The 15535-nt window shown below is 62.7% G+C and carries 19 protein-coding genes; 13 read left to right on the top strand and 6 right to left on the bottom strand.

Annotation, left to right across the window (positions count from 1 at the left end; genetic code table 11):
- Nucleotides 1-42 precede the first annotated feature (42 nt).
- The 6 genes from DIE29_RS04375 (at nucleotide 43) to ribD (ending at nucleotide 5962) form a co-directional block, all read left to right on the top strand.
- Nucleotides 43-642 carry a TRAP transporter small permease subunit gene (locus tag DIE29_RS04375; protein ID WP_114649316.1) on the top strand — a complete coding sequence of 200 codons (600 nt, stop codon included), beginning with the start codon at nucleotides 43-45 and terminating at the stop codon, nucleotides 640-642.
- Complete coding sequence (locus DIE29_RS04370) at nucleotides 639-2327, top strand: TRAP transporter large permease (protein ID WP_114649315.1); 1689 nt, start codon at nucleotides 639-641, stop codon at nucleotides 2325-2327. Before DIE29_RS04375 ends, DIE29_RS04370 begins: the two co-directional genes overlap by 4 nt.
- Nucleotides 2321-2965 carry a histidine phosphatase family protein gene (locus DIE29_RS04365; RefSeq protein ID WP_114649314.1) on the top strand — a complete coding sequence of 215 codons (645 nt, stop codon included), beginning with the start codon at nucleotides 2321-2323 and terminating at the stop codon, nucleotides 2963-2965. The genes DIE29_RS04370 and DIE29_RS04365 overlap by 7 nt, the downstream gene beginning before the upstream one ends.
- Nucleotides 2966-3057: 92 nt before the next feature.
- Nucleotides 3058-4308, top strand: coding sequence for a serine hydroxymethyltransferase (gene glyA, locus DIE29_RS04360; RefSeq protein ID WP_114649313.1), 1251 nt, complete (start codon nucleotides 3058-3060; stop codon nucleotides 4306-4308).
- A gap of 66 nt (nucleotides 4309-4374) precedes the next feature.
- On the top strand, nucleotides 4375-4890 hold the full coding sequence (gene nrdR, locus DIE29_RS04355) for a transcriptional regulator NrdR (protein WP_114649312.1): 516 nt from the start codon (nucleotides 4375-4377) through the stop codon (nucleotides 4888-4890).
- Nucleotides 4871-5962, top strand: a complete 1092-nt coding sequence (gene ribD, locus DIE29_RS04350) for a bifunctional diaminohydroxyphosphoribosylaminopyrimidine deaminase/5-amino-6-(5-phosphoribosylamino)uracil reductase RibD (protein ID WP_114649311.1) — start codon at nucleotides 4871-4873, stop codon at nucleotides 5960-5962. The genes nrdR and ribD overlap by 20 nt, the downstream gene beginning before the upstream one ends.
- Before the next feature lie 17 nt (nucleotides 5963-5979).
- On the opposite strand, the gene DIE29_RS04345 is transcribed toward ribD, so the two are convergent.
- Genes DIE29_RS04345 through DIE29_RS04330 form a run of 4 tightly spaced genes read right to left on the bottom strand, consistent with a single transcriptional unit; the run spans nucleotide 5980 to nucleotide 9954 of the window.
- Nucleotides 5980-6729, bottom strand: coding sequence for a HesA/MoeB/ThiF family protein (locus tag DIE29_RS04345; protein ID WP_114649310.1), 750 nt, complete (start codon nucleotides 6727-6729; stop codon nucleotides 5980-5982).
- Nucleotides 6730-6786: 57 nt separating this feature from the next.
- On the bottom strand, nucleotides 6787-7236 hold the full coding sequence (locus DIE29_RS04340) for a hypothetical protein (RefSeq protein WP_114649309.1): 450 nt from the start codon (nucleotides 7234-7236) through the stop codon (nucleotides 6787-6789).
- Nucleotides 7237-7268: 32 nt separating this feature from the next.
- Entirely contained in the window at nucleotides 7269-8630 is a 1362-nt protein-coding gene (locus DIE29_RS04335; protein ID WP_114649308.1) for a S41 family peptidase, read from the bottom strand.
- A gap of 40 nt (nucleotides 8631-8670) precedes the next feature.
- Nucleotides 8671-9954 carry a murein hydrolase activator EnvC family protein gene (locus DIE29_RS04330; RefSeq protein ID WP_114649307.1) on the bottom strand — a complete coding sequence of 428 codons (1284 nt, stop codon included), beginning with the start codon at nucleotides 9952-9954 and terminating at the stop codon, nucleotides 8671-8673.
- Between the two features lie 252 nt (nucleotides 9955-10206).
- On the opposite strand from DIE29_RS04330, the gene DIE29_RS04325 reads away from it, so the two are divergent.
- Genes DIE29_RS04325 through DIE29_RS04300 form a run of 6 tightly spaced genes read left to right on the top strand, consistent with a single transcriptional unit; the run spans nucleotide 10207 to nucleotide 13223 of the window.
- Nucleotides 10207-10533, top strand: coding sequence for an ArsR/SmtB family transcription factor (locus DIE29_RS04325; RefSeq protein WP_114649306.1), 327 nt, complete (start codon nucleotides 10207-10209; stop codon nucleotides 10531-10533).
- 27 nt (nucleotides 10534-10560) lie between these two features.
- Entirely contained in the window at nucleotides 10561-10998 is a 438-nt protein-coding gene (locus tag DIE29_RS04320) for a rhodanese-like domain-containing protein (protein ID WP_102041115.1), read from the top strand.
- The gene (grxC, locus tag DIE29_RS04315) at nucleotides 10995-11270 is read left to right on the top strand and encodes a glutaredoxin 3 (protein WP_237269508.1); all 276 of its coding nucleotides are present in this window, start codon (nucleotides 10995-10997) and stop codon (nucleotides 11268-11270) included. The genes DIE29_RS04320 and grxC overlap by 4 nt, the downstream gene beginning before the upstream one ends.
- A gap of 57 nt (nucleotides 11271-11327) precedes the next feature.
- The gene (gene secB, locus DIE29_RS04310; protein WP_108079712.1) at nucleotides 11328-11780 is read left to right on the top strand and encodes a protein-export chaperone SecB; all 453 of its coding nucleotides are present in this window, start codon (nucleotides 11328-11330) and stop codon (nucleotides 11778-11780) included.
- Between the two features lie 8 nt (nucleotides 11781-11788).
- Complete coding sequence (locus DIE29_RS04305; protein ID WP_102043110.1) at nucleotides 11789-12235, top strand: SH3 domain-containing protein; 447 nt, start codon at nucleotides 11789-11791, stop codon at nucleotides 12233-12235.
- A gap of 4 nt (nucleotides 12236-12239) precedes the next feature.
- The gene (locus tag DIE29_RS04300) at nucleotides 12240-13223 is read left to right on the top strand and encodes an NAD(P)H-dependent glycerol-3-phosphate dehydrogenase (protein WP_102041112.1); all 984 of its coding nucleotides are present in this window, start codon (nucleotides 12240-12242) and stop codon (nucleotides 13221-13223) included.
- A 39-nt stretch (nucleotides 13224-13262) separates the two neighbouring features.
- On the opposite strand, the gene DIE29_RS04295 is transcribed toward DIE29_RS04300, so the two are convergent.
- Together DIE29_RS04295 and DIE29_RS04290 are read right to left on the bottom strand one after the other, a co-directional pair.
- Nucleotides 13263-13736 (bottom strand): tRNA (cytidine(34)-2'-O)-methyltransferase, encoded by a 474-nt coding sequence (locus tag DIE29_RS04295; RefSeq protein ID WP_102041111.1) that lies wholly within the window; start codon nucleotides 13734-13736, stop codon nucleotides 13263-13265.
- 37 nt (nucleotides 13737-13773) lie between these two features.
- Entirely contained in the window at nucleotides 13774-14403 is a 630-nt protein-coding gene (locus DIE29_RS04290; protein ID WP_237269507.1) for a ComF family protein, read from the bottom strand.
- A gap of 129 nt (nucleotides 14404-14532) precedes the next feature.
- Here DIE29_RS04290 and bioB point away from each other — a divergent pair, with 129 nt between their 5' ends.
- On the top strand, nucleotides 14533-15534 hold the full coding sequence (gene bioB / locus DIE29_RS04285) for a biotin synthase BioB (protein WP_418333249.1): 1002 nt from the start codon (nucleotides 14533-14535) through the stop codon (nucleotides 15532-15534).
- Nucleotide 15535: the final 1 nt, after the last annotated feature.

The raw sequence follows: 15535 nt of genomic DNA, 5'->3' as shown, positions 1-15535 counted from the left end.
CCGTGCCGGGCGCCATCTCTATCTTGTAAGACCCGACCCGCCATGGGAACGCTGCTGAAAATCTCACACTTGATCGATACGCTGACCCGCCTGATCGGCCGCTCCGTCATCTGGCTGATCCTGGCAGCAACGCTGATCAGCGCCGCCAACGCCATTGCCCGCAAGGGCTTGAATATCGGTTCCAACGCCATGCTGGAGATCCAGTGGTATCTGTTCGCAGCCGTGTTCATGCTCGGCGCGGGATACGCTTTTTTGCAAAACGCTCATGTGCGCATCGACGTGCTGGCCAATAAGCTCTCCAAGCGCACCCGTACCCTGATCGACATCGGCGGCATCATCTTCTTCCTGTTGCCAATGTGCTACCTACTTTCCGCCTTTGCCTGGCCGGTGCTGGTTGCAGCGTATGAAACCGGTGAAGTGTCTTCCAACGCCGGCGGACTGATCCGCTGGCCGCTCTATGCGCTGGTGCCGGCGGGTTTTGCGCTGCTTGCACTGCAAGGCATCTCCGAGCTCATCAAACGCATTGCCTACCTGGCCGGTGCCGGTCCGGACCCGCTGGCGCATGAAGCCGACGCTCATGCCGCGTCACCTGCAGCGGCCTGCGGCACCCAAGACAACGTATCGGGCGAGGTTCGTCAGTGATGGAATTCGTCGCCGCCAATCTTGCCCCGATCATGTTCGGATCGGTGGTCTTTTTCCTGCTTTCCGGCTTCCCGGTCGCCTTCGCACTGTCGGCTTGCGGCCTGCTGTTTGGCTTCATCGGCATGGAACTGGGACTTTTGCCCAGCACCTTGTTCCAAGCCCTGCCACTGCGGGTGTTCGGCATCATGCAAAACGACATCCTGTTGGCGATTCCGTTTTTCACGCTGATGGGGCTGATCCTCGAACGCAGCGGCATGGCGGAGGATTTGCTCGACACTGCCGGGCAGGTATTCGGCCCGGTACGGGGCGGCCTGGCGCTGGCGGTCATCTTCGTCGGCGCGCTGCTGGCCGCAACCACCGGCGTGGTGGCGGCCTCGGTGATCTCGATGGGCCTGATCTCACTGCCCATCATGCTGCGTTACGGTTACAGTCGGCCGATCGCCTGCGGCGTGATCACTGCCTCCGGCACGCTGGCCCAGGCCATTCCGCCATCGCTGGTGCTGATCGTCATGGCCGACCAACTCGGGCGCAGCGTGGGCGATATCTACAAAGGCGCCTTCATTCCGGCTTTCATGCTGGTCGGCTTGTACGCCCTGTTCATCATCGGACTGGCGATCTTCCGCCCGCAGACGGTCCCCGCCCTGCCGCCGGAAGCCATCCGCTACCGCGAACCCAACGGCGCATCCGGTTTGCGCTCGCTGTTGGTGTTTTTGTCTTTGGTGGTTGGTATCTCGACGCTTTTTGGGGCCAATTACGACACCATTCTCAGTGCCATCGAAGGGCGCGAAGTCGTCACCACGCTGGAAGAAGTGGTGGTCATCGCGCTGACCTTCGGCACTGCGCTCGCCCTGCTGCTTGCCGGCCTCAACCGCCTGCTGCGTCTTGGACTGCTGTCGCAGATCGCCGAGCGCTTCACCTTCGTGTTGATCCCGCCGCTGGCGCTGATCTTCCTGGTGCTCGGCACCATCTTCCTCGGTATTGCCACGCCCACAGAAGGCGGCGCGATGGGCGCAGTCGGTGCCATGATCATGGCGGTATCGCGCAAGCGCTTGGACTTGGTCAAACTGCGCGAGGCGCTCGAATCCACCACAAAGCTGTCGGTGTTCGTGTTGTTCATTTTGATTGGTGCCACCGTATTCAGCTTCACCTTCACCGCAATCGACGGAAAAGAATGGGTCGAGCATCTGTTCGATAAGCTGCCGGGCGGGCAATTGGGCTTCTTGATCTTTGTCAATGCGGTGATCTTCTTCCTGGGCTTCTTCCTGGATTTCTTCGAGATCGCCTTCATTCTGATCCCCTTGCTCGCCCCGGTGGCCGATAAGCTGGGCATCGATCTGATCTGGTTTGGGGTAATGATCGCGCTCAACCTGCAAACCTCGTTCCTGACGCCGCCCTTCGGCTTTGCGCTGTTCTATCTGCGCAGCGTGGCACCGGTCGGTGCGTTCATCGACAGGGTGACCGGCAAACGCGTCGACGGCGTCAGGACCACGCAGATCTACCGCGGTTCGGTCGCTTTCGTGTGCATCCAAATTTTGATGCTAGCGCTGATCATCGCTTTCCCGGAAATCGTCACCGGCAACCTGGACGAGAAGGTCCAGGTCGATCTGGACAGCATTCAAATCCAAGCGCCGCCGTCTGACGGCGGCTGGGGCGCGCCGGCCGGCGGCGACAACGGCGGATGGTAAGCCCCACCGCGCTCTGCCTGGTCCGCCACGGCGAGACCGCCTGGAACGCCGAACGGCGCCTGCAGGGCCATTTGGACATCCCCCTGAATGACCAGGGGGATGCCCAGGCCCGCGCAACGGCAGTGGCGCTAAGATGTCATCGCTTTGCCGCGATCTACGCCAGCGACTTGGCACGCGCCCGGCAAACCGCGCAAGCCGCGAGCCAAACGCTGTCTCTTGCCGTCATCACCGACAGCCGTTTGCGCGAACGGCACTACGGTTTTTTCCAGGGCCTGACCTATGACGAAGCACAGGCGCGCCATCCGCAGGCGTATGCGCGCTTTCTTGCGCGCGACCCTGACTTCGTTTTCCCGGGCGGCGGCGAGAGCCTGTCAGACTTTGCCAAACGCATCCGCTACACCCTGCAGGAAATTGCCGCGCGCCACCCCGGCGAACAGGTGTTGGTCGTCACCCACGGTGGCGTGCTCGACATCGCCCGACGGCTGGCAACCGGCAAGCCGCTCGACACGGCACGCGACTTCGCCATCCCCAACGCCGCGCTGAACTGGCTGGAAATCGGCAGCGACCACTGGCGCCTGGTCTCCTGGGCCGACCAGTCCCACCTGCACCACACACGCGACGAACTGTCCAACGCCTGAAACCGCATCCGCTCTAACGCCTTGGACGCCCCATGCACCGGCTGGGCGCATGGTAATATCCGCTTTTAAAACAACCTTTCCGAGCCTGTCGAATGTTCTCTTCGCAAGACACCCTCGCCAAGGTCGATCCGGAGCTGTGGGCCGCCGTGCAGGCGGAAAACCGCCGTCAGGAAGACCATATCGAACTGATCGCGTCTGAAAACTATGTTTCCTACGCGGTCATGGAAGCCCAAGGTTCCCAGCTTACCAACAAATACGCCGAAGGCTACCCGGGTAAGCGTTACTACGGCGGCTGCGAGCATGTGGATGTGATCGAGCAGCTGGCCATCGACCGGCTCAAAGCGCTGTTCGGCGCAGAAGCCGCCAACGTGCAACCCAACTCCGGCTCCCAGGCCAACCAGGCGGTGCTGATGGCGTTCGCCCAGCCGGGCGATACCATCATGGGCATGAGCTTGGCCGAAGGTGGCCATCTCACCCACGGCATGCCGCTCAACATGTCCGGCAAATGGTTCAACGTGGTGGCCTACGGCTTGGACGAAAAAGAAGAAATTGACTACGCGGCGATGGAGCGGCTGGCCCGCGAGCACAAACCCAAGATCATCGTCGCCGGGGCCTCGGCCTATTCGCTGCGCATCGACTGGGAGCGCTTTGCCCGGGTGGCCAAGGAAGTAGGCGCCATTTTCTGGGTGGACATGGCCCACTACGCCGGCCTGATTGCAGCGGGTTACTATCCCAATCCGGTGCCGCATGCCGACGTGGTCACGTCGACCACCCATAAAACGCTGCGCGGTCCGCGCGGGGGCATCATTTTAATGCGCGCCGAACACGAAAAAGCCATCAACTCGGCCATTTTCCCCGGCTTGCAAGGCGGCCCCCTGGAGCATGTGATCGCTGCCAAAGCAGTAGCCTTCAAGGAAGCGGCCAGCCCCGCGTTCCGCAACTACCAGGAACAAGTCATTGCCAATGCCCGTGTGATGGCCCGCGTGCTGGGCGAAGAGCGCGGCCTGCGCATCGTCTCCGGCCGCACCGAAAGCCATGTCTTTCTGGTCGATTTGCGCGCCAAGCAAATCACCGGTAAAGCGGCGGAGGCGGCGCTCGGTCAGGCCCACATCACGGTCAACAAAAACGCCATCCCCAAAGACCCGGAAAAGCCTTTCGTCACCTCCGGAATCCGGATCGGCTCACCGGCGATGACCACCCGAGGTTTTACCGAGATCGAAGCGGAAAAGATCGCTCACCTGATCGCCGATGTGCTCGACGCACCGGACAACCCGACGGTGATCGAGCGAGTGCGCGGCCAGGTCGCCGAGCTTTGCGCTCGCTTTCCGGTCTACGGCAAGTAGTAGGCGCTGGCGGGCGGTGCGGCGCGATCCCCTACCCTCTGAAAACCCCCAGCACAGGCACCGCAGATGAAGTGCCCCTTTTGCGGCGATCCCAACACTCAGGTCACCGACACTCGCGAAAACGAGGACGGCGATGTCGTTCGCCGTCGCCGACGCTGCTCGAAGTGCGACAAACGCTTCACCACCTATGAGCGCATCGATCTCAAGATGCCGCACATCGTCAAGCGTAACGGTAACCGTACTGAATTCGACCATGCCAAACTGGTGGGTAGCATGCAGCTTGCGCTGCGCAAGCGCCCAGTGACCACCGAAGCACTGGAAGCCGCGGTCGACCGCATCGAGGCCCGCCTGCTATCGATGGGCGAGCCCGAAATCCCCAGCGAGCAGGTCGGTGAATTGGTGATGAAAGAGCTGAAAAAGCTCGACAAAGTGGCTTACATCCGCTTTGCCTCGGTGTATCGCAACTTTGCCGACGTCGATGAATTCTCCAGTGTGATCCGTGAGGTCCAGGCGAAGCCGCGGCGCGGTCGCAAGGGGCCTGCGGCACCGGCAGAACCCGAGCATGACCTTTTCGGCCACTGATCATGCGCTGATGGCCCGCGCACTGGCGCTGGCCGAACGGGGGTTGGAGACCACCACGCCAAATCCGCGCGTGGGCTGCGTCTTGGCCAAGGAAGGGAAAATCGTTGGCGAAGGTTGGCACGCGCGCGCCGGCGAGGCGCACGCCGAAGTCCATGCGCTACGTGCCGCGGGCGAACATGCGCGCGGGGCCACCGCCTACGTCACCTTGGAGCCTTGCGCCCACCATGGACGCACTCCGCCGTGCGCCGATGCACTAATCGCAGCCGGCGTCACCCGTGTTGTGGCCGCCATGCAAGACCCCAACCCGCAAGTCGCCGGCCAAGGTCTTGCCCGCCTGCGCGCTGCCGGCATCGATACCGCCGTGGGCTTACTGCAGGCGCAAGCCTATGAGCTGAACATCGGTTTCGTGTCACGCATGACCCGCGGCCGCCCCTGGCTGCGCATCAAAACCGCCTCTTCCCTGGACGGCAAAACCGCGCTCAATAACGGCATCAGCCAGTGGATCACGGGCGAAGCCGCACGGCACGACGGTCATCGCTGGCGTGCGCGGGCCTGCGCGGTGCTTACCGGCATTGGCACGGTGCGTGCCGACGATCCGCAGCTAACCGTTCGCGCCGTACCCGCCAGCCGCCAGCCGCTGCGGGTGTTGGTGGATGCCCGCCTGGAGGTATCGACTCGAGCGCGCATTCTGGCCGACGGACACTGCTTGATCGCCACCGCTACGGATGATGCGACAAAGGCCGCAGCGCTGCGCCAACGCGGCGTGGAATTGCTTTATTTACCTGACCGCCACGGCAAGGTCGACTTGCCGGCGTTACTGTATGAACTGGGCCGGCGCGGGTTCAACGAAGTACACGTCGAAGCCGGCTGCGGGCTGAGCGGCGCCCTACTGCGCACCGGTTGCGTGGATGAGCTGCTCATCTACCTTGCGCCGACCTTGCTCGGCGAGGCAGCTCAAGGCTTGTTCCGTTTGCCTGAACTGAGCGCACTCGATGAAGCCATCCGGCTCAGGATCGTCGATTTGCGACTCGTCGGCGGCGACTTGCGGCTGCTGGCCCGTCCCGCGACCTAAGCGGTTCAGATCGGCAATCAGACGCTTGCGCACACCGTACAACCCGGATCGCGCACCAAGCTGACGCTGCGCCACTGCATGGCCAGCCCATCGAGCAACAGCAGCCGCCCGTCGAGCGAGGTCCCGCACCCAATGATCAGTTTCAGCGCTTCGGCCGCCTGGATGGTGCCAATCACCCCGACGATCGGGGCAAACACGCCCATCACCGCGCAACGCACATCCTCCGCCTCCAACGCCTCGGGAAACAAGCAGTTGTAGCACGGCCCAGCCGGGTGCCGCAGGTCAAACACAGACACCTGGCCATCGAAACGGATCGCCGCGCCCGACACCAGCGGCCGTCGATGACGCACACAAGCGCGGTTGACCGCATGCCGGGTGGCAAAGTTGTCGGAACAATCGAGCACCACATCGGCTGCCGCCACCTGCTCGTCCAGCGCCGCGCCTTCGAGGCGCACCGCCAACGGCTCGATCTGCACCTGAGGATTGAGCCGGTGTAGGGTCTGGCGAGCGGATTCGACCTTGCTCAGTCCCAGACTGTGCTCACTATGCAAAATCTGACGCTGCAAGTTGGTCAAATCGACGGTGTCGCCATCGGCTAGCACCAGGGTGCCGACACCGGCCGCTGCCAGATACATGGCAGCGGGCGAGCCCAAACCACCGGCGCCGACGACCAGCACCCGTGCGCCCAGAATGGCCTGCTGCCCTTGGACATCGATTTCCGGTAGCAAAATGTGGCGGCTGTAACGCAGCAGTTGATCGTCGTTCATGAACAATCGTGGCACACGCAGTCTGCCCTATACAGCAGGCACCGACAGCCGTTGCGGTTATTTGTACTCGCGCAGTTCGGGAGGGGTGTCGTCGTGATCGCCGTGCGGATGCTGATCCCAGGCTTGGATATAGACCTCATTGGACTTTTTGATCAGACGCTCTGGCGATTCGAGATTGTGGCGCTGGGTTTCCTCGCAAAAATAAACCAGCGCCCGCACCAGCTTCATATAGAGCGTGTTGTCCAGGGCAAAGCCGGCCTCGCGCAGCGCATTCTCGATGGACTCCATCGAGTATTCCAGCACCGAATAGCGCACCGTCAGCGCCAGCGGGTTGGGCCGGCATTCGACCTGCAAGCCCTTGAGCATCCTCAAGGAGCGATACGCCGCCTCCACCTGCCCCGGCGGCAGAGCCTTGAAACGCAGTTCACGCTCCTTGTGGATGCCTGCCGCGCTGACGGTATGTTCGTGCTGCCGTCCGGCCAGCTTATAGGCAGTTTCACGACGCATCACTCCCCCTCCTCAGCGCCTACCTTCTGACGCTATTTTTTATTCTGGACGATCTGCAGCCCCTTTAACAGATTGATCGCTTGACTGAGCTGGTAGTCGTCCTTGCCGCCCATCTCGAAGCGCACCGGCGGCTCGTCCTGATCGACCCCTCCCTCGCCGCCAGACGGCGTGGCTTCTTCCGGTGAGCGGTCGTTGTTCAGATGGCCTTGCAGATCGACCTCGCGGATACGACGGGAAGACCCATTGACGCTTTCCTCGACCACGATGTCCGGCTCGATGCCCTTGGCCTGAATCGAGCGTCCGCTCGGTGTGTAGTAACGCGCCGTGGTGAGCTTGATCGCAGTGTTGTTGTTGAGCGGCAAGATGGTTTGCACCGAACCCTTGCCAAAAGTCTGCGTACCCATGATGACCGCACGTTTGTGATCCTGCAGCGCGCCAGCAACGATTTCGGACGCGGAGGCCGATCCACCGTTGACCAATACCACCATCGGCACATCGCGGATTTCAGCCGGCAGCGCGCGCAGGAAATCGTCACGCCGGCCGCGCAGATAATCCTCGGGTCTGACACGGTATTCACGTTTGGCGTCCTCGGCACGACCATCGGTCGACACCACCAGGGTGTCGGGCGGTAAAAACGCGCCGGCCACGCCGACCGCGCCGTGCAGCAGGCCGCCCGGATCGTTGCGCAGATCCAGCACCAAGCCCTTCAGCGCCCCTTCACCGCTGAGCCTAGTCAGATGCTCGACCAGCGATGCGGCAGTGTTCTCCTGAAACTGGGCCACACGCACATAGCCAAAGCCCGGTTCGACAATCTTGGAACGCACGCTGCGCACCTTGATGATCTCGCGGGTCAGCGTGAGCACGATCGGCGCGCTCTCCCCTTTACGCATGATGGTCAGAGTGATTCGGGTGTTGGGCTTGCCGCGCATGCGCTTGACCGCATCGTTGAGCGTCATGCCTTTGACCGGGGTGTCATCCAGCTTGACGATCAGGTCGCCGGCCTGCACGCCAGCGCGAAACGCAGGGGTGTCTTCGATTGGCGAAATCACCTTGACGAAGCCGTCTTCCATGCCGACCTCGATGCCCAAGCCGCCGAACTCGCCCTGCGTGCCGACCTGAAGCTCCTTGAACGCCTCGGCATCCAGATACGCCGAGTGCGGGTCGAGATTCGACAGCATCCCGCTGATCGCATGGGTGATCAGCTTTTTGTCTTCGACCGGTTCGACATAGCCTTGCTTGATGGCGTTGAACACATCGGCGAAAGCTCGCAGTTCTTCGACCGGCAAAGGCGCCAGGGCCGCCTTGTCTGCTTGGGCGGAAAAATTCAGGCTGATCAGTATGCCGGCCAGCACGCCGGTAAAGATGAGCCCGATGGTTTGCAACTTGCTACGCATGAACACTCCATTGGCGGACCGCCGCCACGCACCTGTCGCCTCAATCGAGCCGGACCCACTGCATCGGGTCCACCGGCCGGCCCTCGTGGCGGATTTCAAAGTATAAACCGGATTCCTCGACACCCCCGCTGCTTCCCACGCTGGCAATCGTGTCACCGCCGGCCACTCGATCGCCCACCTCGCGCAGCAGCGCGTCATTATTGCCATACACGGTGAGATAGCCCTTGCCGTGGTCGAGGATGATCAGATTACCAAAGCCACGCAGCCAGTCCGAGTACACCACCTCGCCCGCCGCCACCGCGCGCACATCCGCACCGCCTGCGGCCCGGATGAACACGCCCCGCCAACTAGTGCCGCCTTCGGCCCTTGGAGCGCCGAAGCGGCCGACGAGTTCGCCGCGCACCGGAAAACGCAGCTTGCCGCGCAATTTTTCGAAATCGACTTCACCCGCCATCGCTCCTGCCGCCTCGCGCACCGTGGCGACGACCGGCTCGGCGGGCTGAGCAGGCGACCTCACTGTCCCCGAGCGCTGACGGGATGCGCTGGCTGCAGCCTGCTCCCGCGCGCGCTGCTGGGCCCGCGCAGCGCGCACCAATGCATCGATCAGCTTGCTCAGACGTTGCTCATCCTGACGCAGCGAGGAAGCCTCCTGACGCTGCCCCTTGAGACGCTCGGCCAACTCGGCCACCGCGCGTTGGCGCGTCGCGTGCATGGCTTGCAGCTCGGCGCGACGCGCGGCCTGCTCCACTTCGAGCGCCGCCAAGCGGTCCCGACGCGCCGCCTCGGCCGCGGCCAAATCGGCCTTTTGCTTCAAATCGCCGCGCAAAGCGTCGATCAGCGCCAACCGGGCACGACCGAGGTGCTCCAGGTAATACGCATCCCGCGCGAGTTGATTCGGATCGCGCGCAGACAACAACGGTGCGATCCCGTCGGCTGCGCCGAACATGTAATGACGGCGCAGCCAATCGCCCAGTTCGGATTGCCGGGCATCGATACGGGACTGGACTTCGACCTGCTCGCGCGCCAAACGGGTCAGGGCCTGCTCGGCCTCTTGCCGCTCGGCGGCCAGTTGCCGCAGCCGGCGCTCCAGCCGCGAGACCTCGCGCTCGGCCGCTGCCAGCGCCCCGACTGCGCTATCGTGAGAAGCTTCGGTGGCAGCAATCTCCTTTTGCAGTTCGCGCAGACGCTCTTTGACCGCTTCCAGGTCGGCACGCCGCTGTTCGGCTTCGTTTGCCGGGCTGGCGACGCCCCAGTCCGGCAGCAGCAGCCCCACCCACAACCCAAAGGCAACAAGGAGTATGCGACTTCCCGGTCGTGCCGACATGACGCCTCCAGCATTCAATCCGGAAACGCCCGGATCGAACCCCACGCCGGCGCCAACGCTTTCGCTTTTGCACGCCACCGACATGCGCTGCGCCGCGCGCCCGCGCCCACCCAGCTCGAGGCGGCGAAAGACTGCCGCAGAGCGCGGTTCAGGCAACCGAGGAAGAAAGATAACGGTGGCTGCAAGTGTTCTCGCACGCTAATCTGTGGCACCGTATTTTATACTAGCCGCTTTATCTTCTCGCAGCGCATCGTGATCAAGGACGACATCTTCACGCTCATCGATCGGCACGAGCACATCGAGACTGCCGCCCGCGCGTTGAAGGCCATCGCGCACCCTCTGAGGCTGAAGATTCTGTGTGTGCTCGGCGACACCGATGTCTGTGTGCAGGACATCGTCGAAGCGGTCGGCACCTCTCAGAGCAACATCTCGCAGCATCTTGCCATCCTGCGCGACAAAGGCGTGCTGCAAACACGTAAGGAGGCCAATCGGGTGTTCTATCGTGTGGGCGATCAGCGCACGCTGCAATTGATCGTATTGATGCGCGAAGTATTCTGTAGTGACAAACCGGGTAGTTGAGCCCCCCCCGAAACGGAGTAACACCAAGTGGAATTTCTGCAACAAAACTGGCATTGGGCGGCGCTGGCGGCATTTAGCGGCACCTGGCTGCTGATCGAAACGGTACGCATGAAGGCCGACAAGTCGCTGTTGTCGCCGATCGAAGCCACGTTGCTGATCAACCGCGAAGACGCGGTGGTGATCGATGTCCGCGACGACGGCGAGTACAACAAGGGGCACATCCCCAACGCCCGCCACATTCCGCTCAAGGATCTCGAACGACGCAAGGGCGAGCTGGACAAACTGCGCGACCGCCCGCTGATCCTTTGTTGCGCCAGCGGCGCCCGTTCGGCAAACGCCATCGCGGTGTTGAAAAAAGCCGGCTTCGAGAAGCTCTTCAATCTGCGCGGTGGCCTGTACGAGTGGGAAAAGGCCGGTCAGCCGCTCGAGCATGGCCGCAACAAGGACAAGGGAAAAAAGAAATGAGCAACGCGCCCCATATCCGTATGTACGCCACCGGTGTGTGCCCCTACTGCGTCCGCGCCGAAGCGCTACTCAAGCGCAAAGGCGTGAGCAACCTGGAGAAAATCCGCATCGACCTCGACCCCGCAAGACGCGACGAGATGATGCAACTGACCGGGCGCCGCACGGTTCCGCAAATCTTCATTGGCGATTACCATGTCGGCGGCTGCGACGACCTCTACGCGCTCGACCGCGCAGGCAAACTGGACCCCCTGCTCGCTGGCGGCGCTCCATAGCAGGCCGGATGGCCGTAAACACCGTTCATTTCACCCACCACCGATCGGACCTATTACATGACCGAAAACGCCCAGCCCGTATTCAACATTGAGAAACTGTACGTCAAAGACCTGTCGCTGGAAGTGCCCCATGCGCCAAAAATTTTCCTCGAGCGCGAGACCCCGCAAATCAACGTGCAGTTGCGCACCGAAGGGCAAGGTGTCGATGAGGGCATCTTCGATGTGACCCTGACGGTGACCGTCACCGCCACACTGGGTGAGAACAAGACCGTGTTCCTGGTCGAAGTCCAGCAAGCCGGCATCTTCCAAATCCGCAACATCCCCGAGGGCGAACTGGAACCGTTGCTGATGATCGGCTGCCCGAACATCCTTTTCCCCTACGCCCGTGAGGCCGTCACCGACGCAGTCACCCGAGCGGGCTTTCAGCCGGTCATTCTGGCCCCGGTCAACTTCGAAGCGCTCTACCAGGCCCAACAACAACGCGCCGCGGCCGACGCGGCGGTGCAGTAAAAATGCCCATGCGCAGCGCATTCCACTTCGCCCCGGTGGCCGCAGCACTTGTATTGTTTGCCGGCGTTGCGCAGGCCATCGACTTTCGTTCGGTCAATGAACCGGCCATTCTGTACGACGCACCGTCCGTCCAAGCCAAACGCCTCTTCATCATCGCGCCGGGCACCCCGGTCGAAGTCGTGGTAGTGCTCGACAAATGGGTCAAGGTGCGTGATCCGAATGGTTCGCTGAGTTGGATCGAAGCGCGTCAGTTGGCCAACACACGCACCGTGCTGGTCAGCAGCGAGCGTGCGATTGCCCGGCGCAGTCCGGACGAAGCGGCTGCAGTCGCGTTCGAGGCGGTCAAGGACGTGGTGCTGGAATTGACCGGCAGTGCGTCAAACGGCTGGGTGAGCGTCCGTCACCGCGACGGCGCCAGCGGCTATCTACGTGTCACTGACGTCTGGGGGTTGTAGACGGATGCGCATCGCCGTCTTTGGCGCCGGGGCGTGGGGGACGGCGCTGGCGCTCGCATTCCACGGTCCGCATTCGGTCGTTCTATGGGCCCGCAATCCGGCGCGAATCGAAGCCATGCGCCGCGAACGCGAAAATCGCCGTTATCTGCCGGGCGTGGCCTTGCCCGACACCTTGGAGCTGACCGACGACTTCGCAGCCGCAGCCCGCGGCGCGGATCTCCATCTGATCGTCACGCCACTAGCCGGCCTGCGTGACACCGTGCGCCGCTTGCAGCAGATACAGCCGAAAACGCCTTTGGTGTGGGCGTGCAAAGGCTTGGAGGCCGGAAGCGGCCGCCTGCCGCATGAGATCGTCGCCGAAGAGCTTGGCACCGACGCGCCCTGCGGCGTGCTGACCGGGCCGAGCTTTGCCGCCGAAGTGGCGCGCGGACTGCCCACCGCGATTACCTTGGCATCCCGCGACGACGCGTTCATCGAGCGCTGGCTACCCGCCCTGCATCAGCCGGTGTTGCGGATTTATGCCAACACCGATCTGATCGGTGCTGAAATCGGCGGTGCCATCAAAAACGTCATGGCCATTGCCGCCGGGGTCTGCGATGGTTTGGGCCTGGGCCTGAACGCCCGCGCTGCGCTGATTACCCGCGGACTGGCGGAAATCGCCCGCCTGGCAGTGGCTCTGGGCGGCAGACCGGAAACGGTGATGGGTCTGGCCGGCATGGGCGATCTCATTCTCACCTGCACCGGCGACCTGTCGCGCAATCGCCGGGTTGGGCTGGCGCTGGCCCAAGGCAAAACACTGGATGACATCCTGGGCGAACTCGGGCAGGTGGCCGAAGGCGTGTCCACCGCACGCGAAGTAGCCGCCCTGGCCGCCCGTCACCGGGTCGACATGCCACTGTCCGAGGCGGTCGACGCGCTGCTGCATCGGGGCCTGTCAGCCGAGCAGGCGCTCGACCGGCTCCTCGCCCGCGATCCCAAGCACGAATGATCGTTTGCGCTGAAGCGGCCAGCCTGCCGGGCGTGCAGCTCAACATGGCTCGAGCGCGCCGGCAAAATCATGCTGCCGCCAAGCCTCATAGGCCGCCAAGGCCACGGCATTGGATAAATTGATGCTGCGATTGGCCGGACGCATCGGAATGCGCAGGCGTTGATCCGGCGGTAAAGCAGCGAGCACTTCGTCCGGCAGACCGCTGGTTTCGCGCCCAAACAGCAGCACGTCCCCGTGCCGGTAGCGGACTTGATCGTAACGTCGTCGCCCACGGGTGCTGAAGGCCAAAATCCGGCGACCGGCCAGCGCGATCAGACAGCTCTGCCAATCTTCATGAATGCTGACATGGGTCAGATCGTGGTAATCCAAGCCGGCGCGCGCAAGCGTCCGGTCGCTGATCTCGAAGCCTAACGGCTTGACCAAATGCAGCCTGGCCCCGCAATTGGCCGACAGACGGATCACATTGCCGGTATTGGGCGGAATTTCGGGCTGGAAGAGGACGATGTCGAACATGAATGAAACCTTCAAGACAAGCTGACCGGCGGCGCACTCAAGGCGTGCGGGCAAGCACCAGATTCTCCACCCTTGCCGCGCCGTGACGCTTGAGGGTGCGAGCCAGTTCATCCAGGCTGGCACCGGTGGTCATCACATCATCGACGACCCACACATGCCGTCCCGCCAGCGAGCCCTCACAGACAAACACGCCGCGCAGGTTGGCCATGCGCGCTGCGCGCGTCAGGCCGGCCTGCGCGGGCGTATCACGGGTGCGTCGCACCAGCGTTCGCGCCAGTGGCAGCCCCCAAACCCGGGCGAGCGGGCGCGCAAGTTCCACCGCCTGGTTGAATCCCCGCTCGCGCAGGCGTTGCACATGTATTGGCATGGGCAGGATCAAATCCGCACCGGGAGGCGGCGGCAGACGTTGCAAGCAGTCGGCAAAAAAGCGGGCAAGGGCAAGTCGTCGATGATACTTTAGCGCCTGCACCATGCGGTCGACCGGAAAGGCATAGCTGAACACCGCCCTCGTGGCATCGAAGGCCGGCGGCGCACTCAGACAATGCCCGCACACCAAGCCATCCGGAGTCGGCAGCGCACAGATCGGGCAAGCCAATGCCGGCTGGCGCGGCAACTCCGCCAGGCAGTCTGGGCATACGGCCTGCCCGCCGGCAACGCTGCCACACACAAAGCAATCCTGCGGGATGAGGTAGTTTGCGACAGTGCGCAAGAGGCGCCGAAAGATATTCTGGTTTGACAAGCTTTCCGCCGATGTCGGAATATTCATAATTACGCATTACAGCCCGGAAAACGTTTCATGACAATGACTTCGACCGCAGATGCGGCAGAGCGACCCGCAACGTCCGACCTTCCCAATCACAACGAGCGCCCTCGGTGGCAGGTTGCACAAGTGCAAGCGCTGTTCGAAATGCCCTTCATGGACTTGCTGTTTCGCGCGCAACAAGTCCATCGCGCGCATTTCGACGCCAACGCCATTCAACGCTCCACCCTGCTGTCCATCAAAACCGGCGGTTGCTCGGAAGACTGCGGCTATTGTGCGCAGTCGGCGCGTTATGACACAGGGCTTACGCGCGAGCGGCTATTGCCACTCGATGAAGTCCTGGAGAACGCCCGCGCCGCCAAAGCCCGTGGCGCGTCGCGCTTTTGCATGGGCGCGGCTTGGCGCAGCCCCAAGGACCAGGATCTGACACCGGTCCTGGAGATGGTGCGCGAAGTCAAGAAACTCGGCCTGGAGACCTGCGTCACCCTTGGCATGCTTCGCCCCGGCCAGGCCGAAAAGCTCGCCGATGCCGGCCTGGACTACTATAACCACAACCTGGACACCGCACCGGAATTCTATGGCCAGGTGATTACCACGCACAGCCAGCAGGACCGTTTGGACACTCTGGATGCGGTACGCAAGGCAGGTATCCATGTGTGTAGCGGCGGCATCGTTGGTATGGGGGAATCACGCCAGGCGCGCGCAGCCCTGATCGCGCAGTTGGCCAATTTGCCTACCCCGCCCGAATCGGTCCCGATCAACAATCTGGTGCCGATTCCGGGCACCCCCTTGGCAGATGCGGAGCCAATCGATCCTTTCGAGTTCGTGCGTACCATCGCCGCCGCGCGGATCACCATGCCCACCAGCTATGTGCGACTGTCGGCCGGACGTCAGCAAATGAGCGATGAAATGCAGGCGCTGTGCTTTCTGGCCGGCGCCAATTCCATCTTCTATGGCGATCGGCTGCTGACCACCGATAATCCGGATGCCGACCGCGACCAGCGGCTTTTCGAGCGGCTTGGGCTTCAATCCATCTGAC

Source organism: Pseudothauera hydrothermalis (genome assembly GCF_003345255.1).
GTDB lineage: Bacteria > Pseudomonadota > Gammaproteobacteria > Burkholderiales > Rhodocyclaceae > Pseudothauera > Pseudothauera hydrothermalis.
This window is presented reverse-complemented; position numbering and strand designations above follow the sequence as displayed.

What these genes read in the sequence shown, in the direction of transcription:
- DIE29_RS04300 (WP_102041112.1), top strand. Translation starts at nt 12,240, where the DNA reads ATGCGCATCGCCGTCTTTGGCGCCGGGGCGTGGGGGACGGCGCTGGCG.
- DIE29_RS04345 (WP_114649310.1), bottom strand. Translation starts at nt 6,729, where the DNA reads ATGAACGACGATCAACTGCTGCGTTACAGCCGCCACATTTTGCTACCG.
- secB (WP_108079712.1), top strand. Translation starts at nt 11,328, where the DNA reads ATGACCGAAAACGCCCAGCCCGTATTCAACATTGAGAAACTGTACGTC.
- ribD (WP_114649311.1), top strand. Translation starts at nt 4,871, where the DNA reads ATGACCTTTTCGGCCACTGATCATGCGCTGATGGCCCGCGCACTGGCG.
- grxC (WP_237269508.1), top strand. Translation starts at nt 10,995, where the DNA reads ATGAGCAACGCGCCCCATATCCGTATGTACGCCACCGGTGTGTGCCCC.
- nrdR (WP_114649312.1), top strand. Translation starts at nt 4,375, where the DNA reads ATGAAGTGCCCCTTTTGCGGCGATCCCAACACTCAGGTCACCGACACT.
- DIE29_RS04340 (WP_114649309.1), bottom strand. Translation starts at nt 7,236, where the DNA reads ATGCGTCGTGAAACTGCCTATAAGCTGGCCGGACGGCAGCACGAACAT.
- DIE29_RS04375 (WP_114649316.1), top strand. Translation starts at nt 43, where the DNA reads ATGGGAACGCTGCTGAAAATCTCACACTTGATCGATACGCTGACCCGC.
- bioB (WP_418333249.1), top strand. Translation starts at nt 14,533, where the DNA reads ATGACAATGACTTCGACCGCAGATGCGGCAGAGCGACCCGCAACGTCC.
- DIE29_RS04365 (WP_114649314.1), top strand. Translation starts at nt 2,321, where the DNA reads ATGGTAAGCCCCACCGCGCTCTGCCTGGTCCGCCACGGCGAGACCGCC.
- DIE29_RS04295 (WP_102041111.1), bottom strand. Translation starts at nt 13,736, where the DNA reads ATGTTCGACATCGTCCTCTTCCAGCCCGAAATTCCGCCCAATACCGGC.
- DIE29_RS04305 (WP_102043110.1), top strand. Translation starts at nt 11,789, where the DNA reads ATGCGCAGCGCATTCCACTTCGCCCCGGTGGCCGCAGCACTTGTATTG.
- glyA (WP_114649313.1), top strand. Translation starts at nt 3,058, where the DNA reads ATGTTCTCTTCGCAAGACACCCTCGCCAAGGTCGATCCGGAGCTGTGG.
- DIE29_RS04330 (WP_114649307.1), bottom strand. Translation starts at nt 9,954, where the DNA reads ATGTCGGCACGACCGGGAAGTCGCATACTCCTTGTTGCCTTTGGGTTG.
- DIE29_RS04335 (WP_114649308.1), bottom strand. Translation starts at nt 8,630, where the DNA reads ATGCGTAGCAAGTTGCAAACCATCGGGCTCATCTTTACCGGCGTGCTG.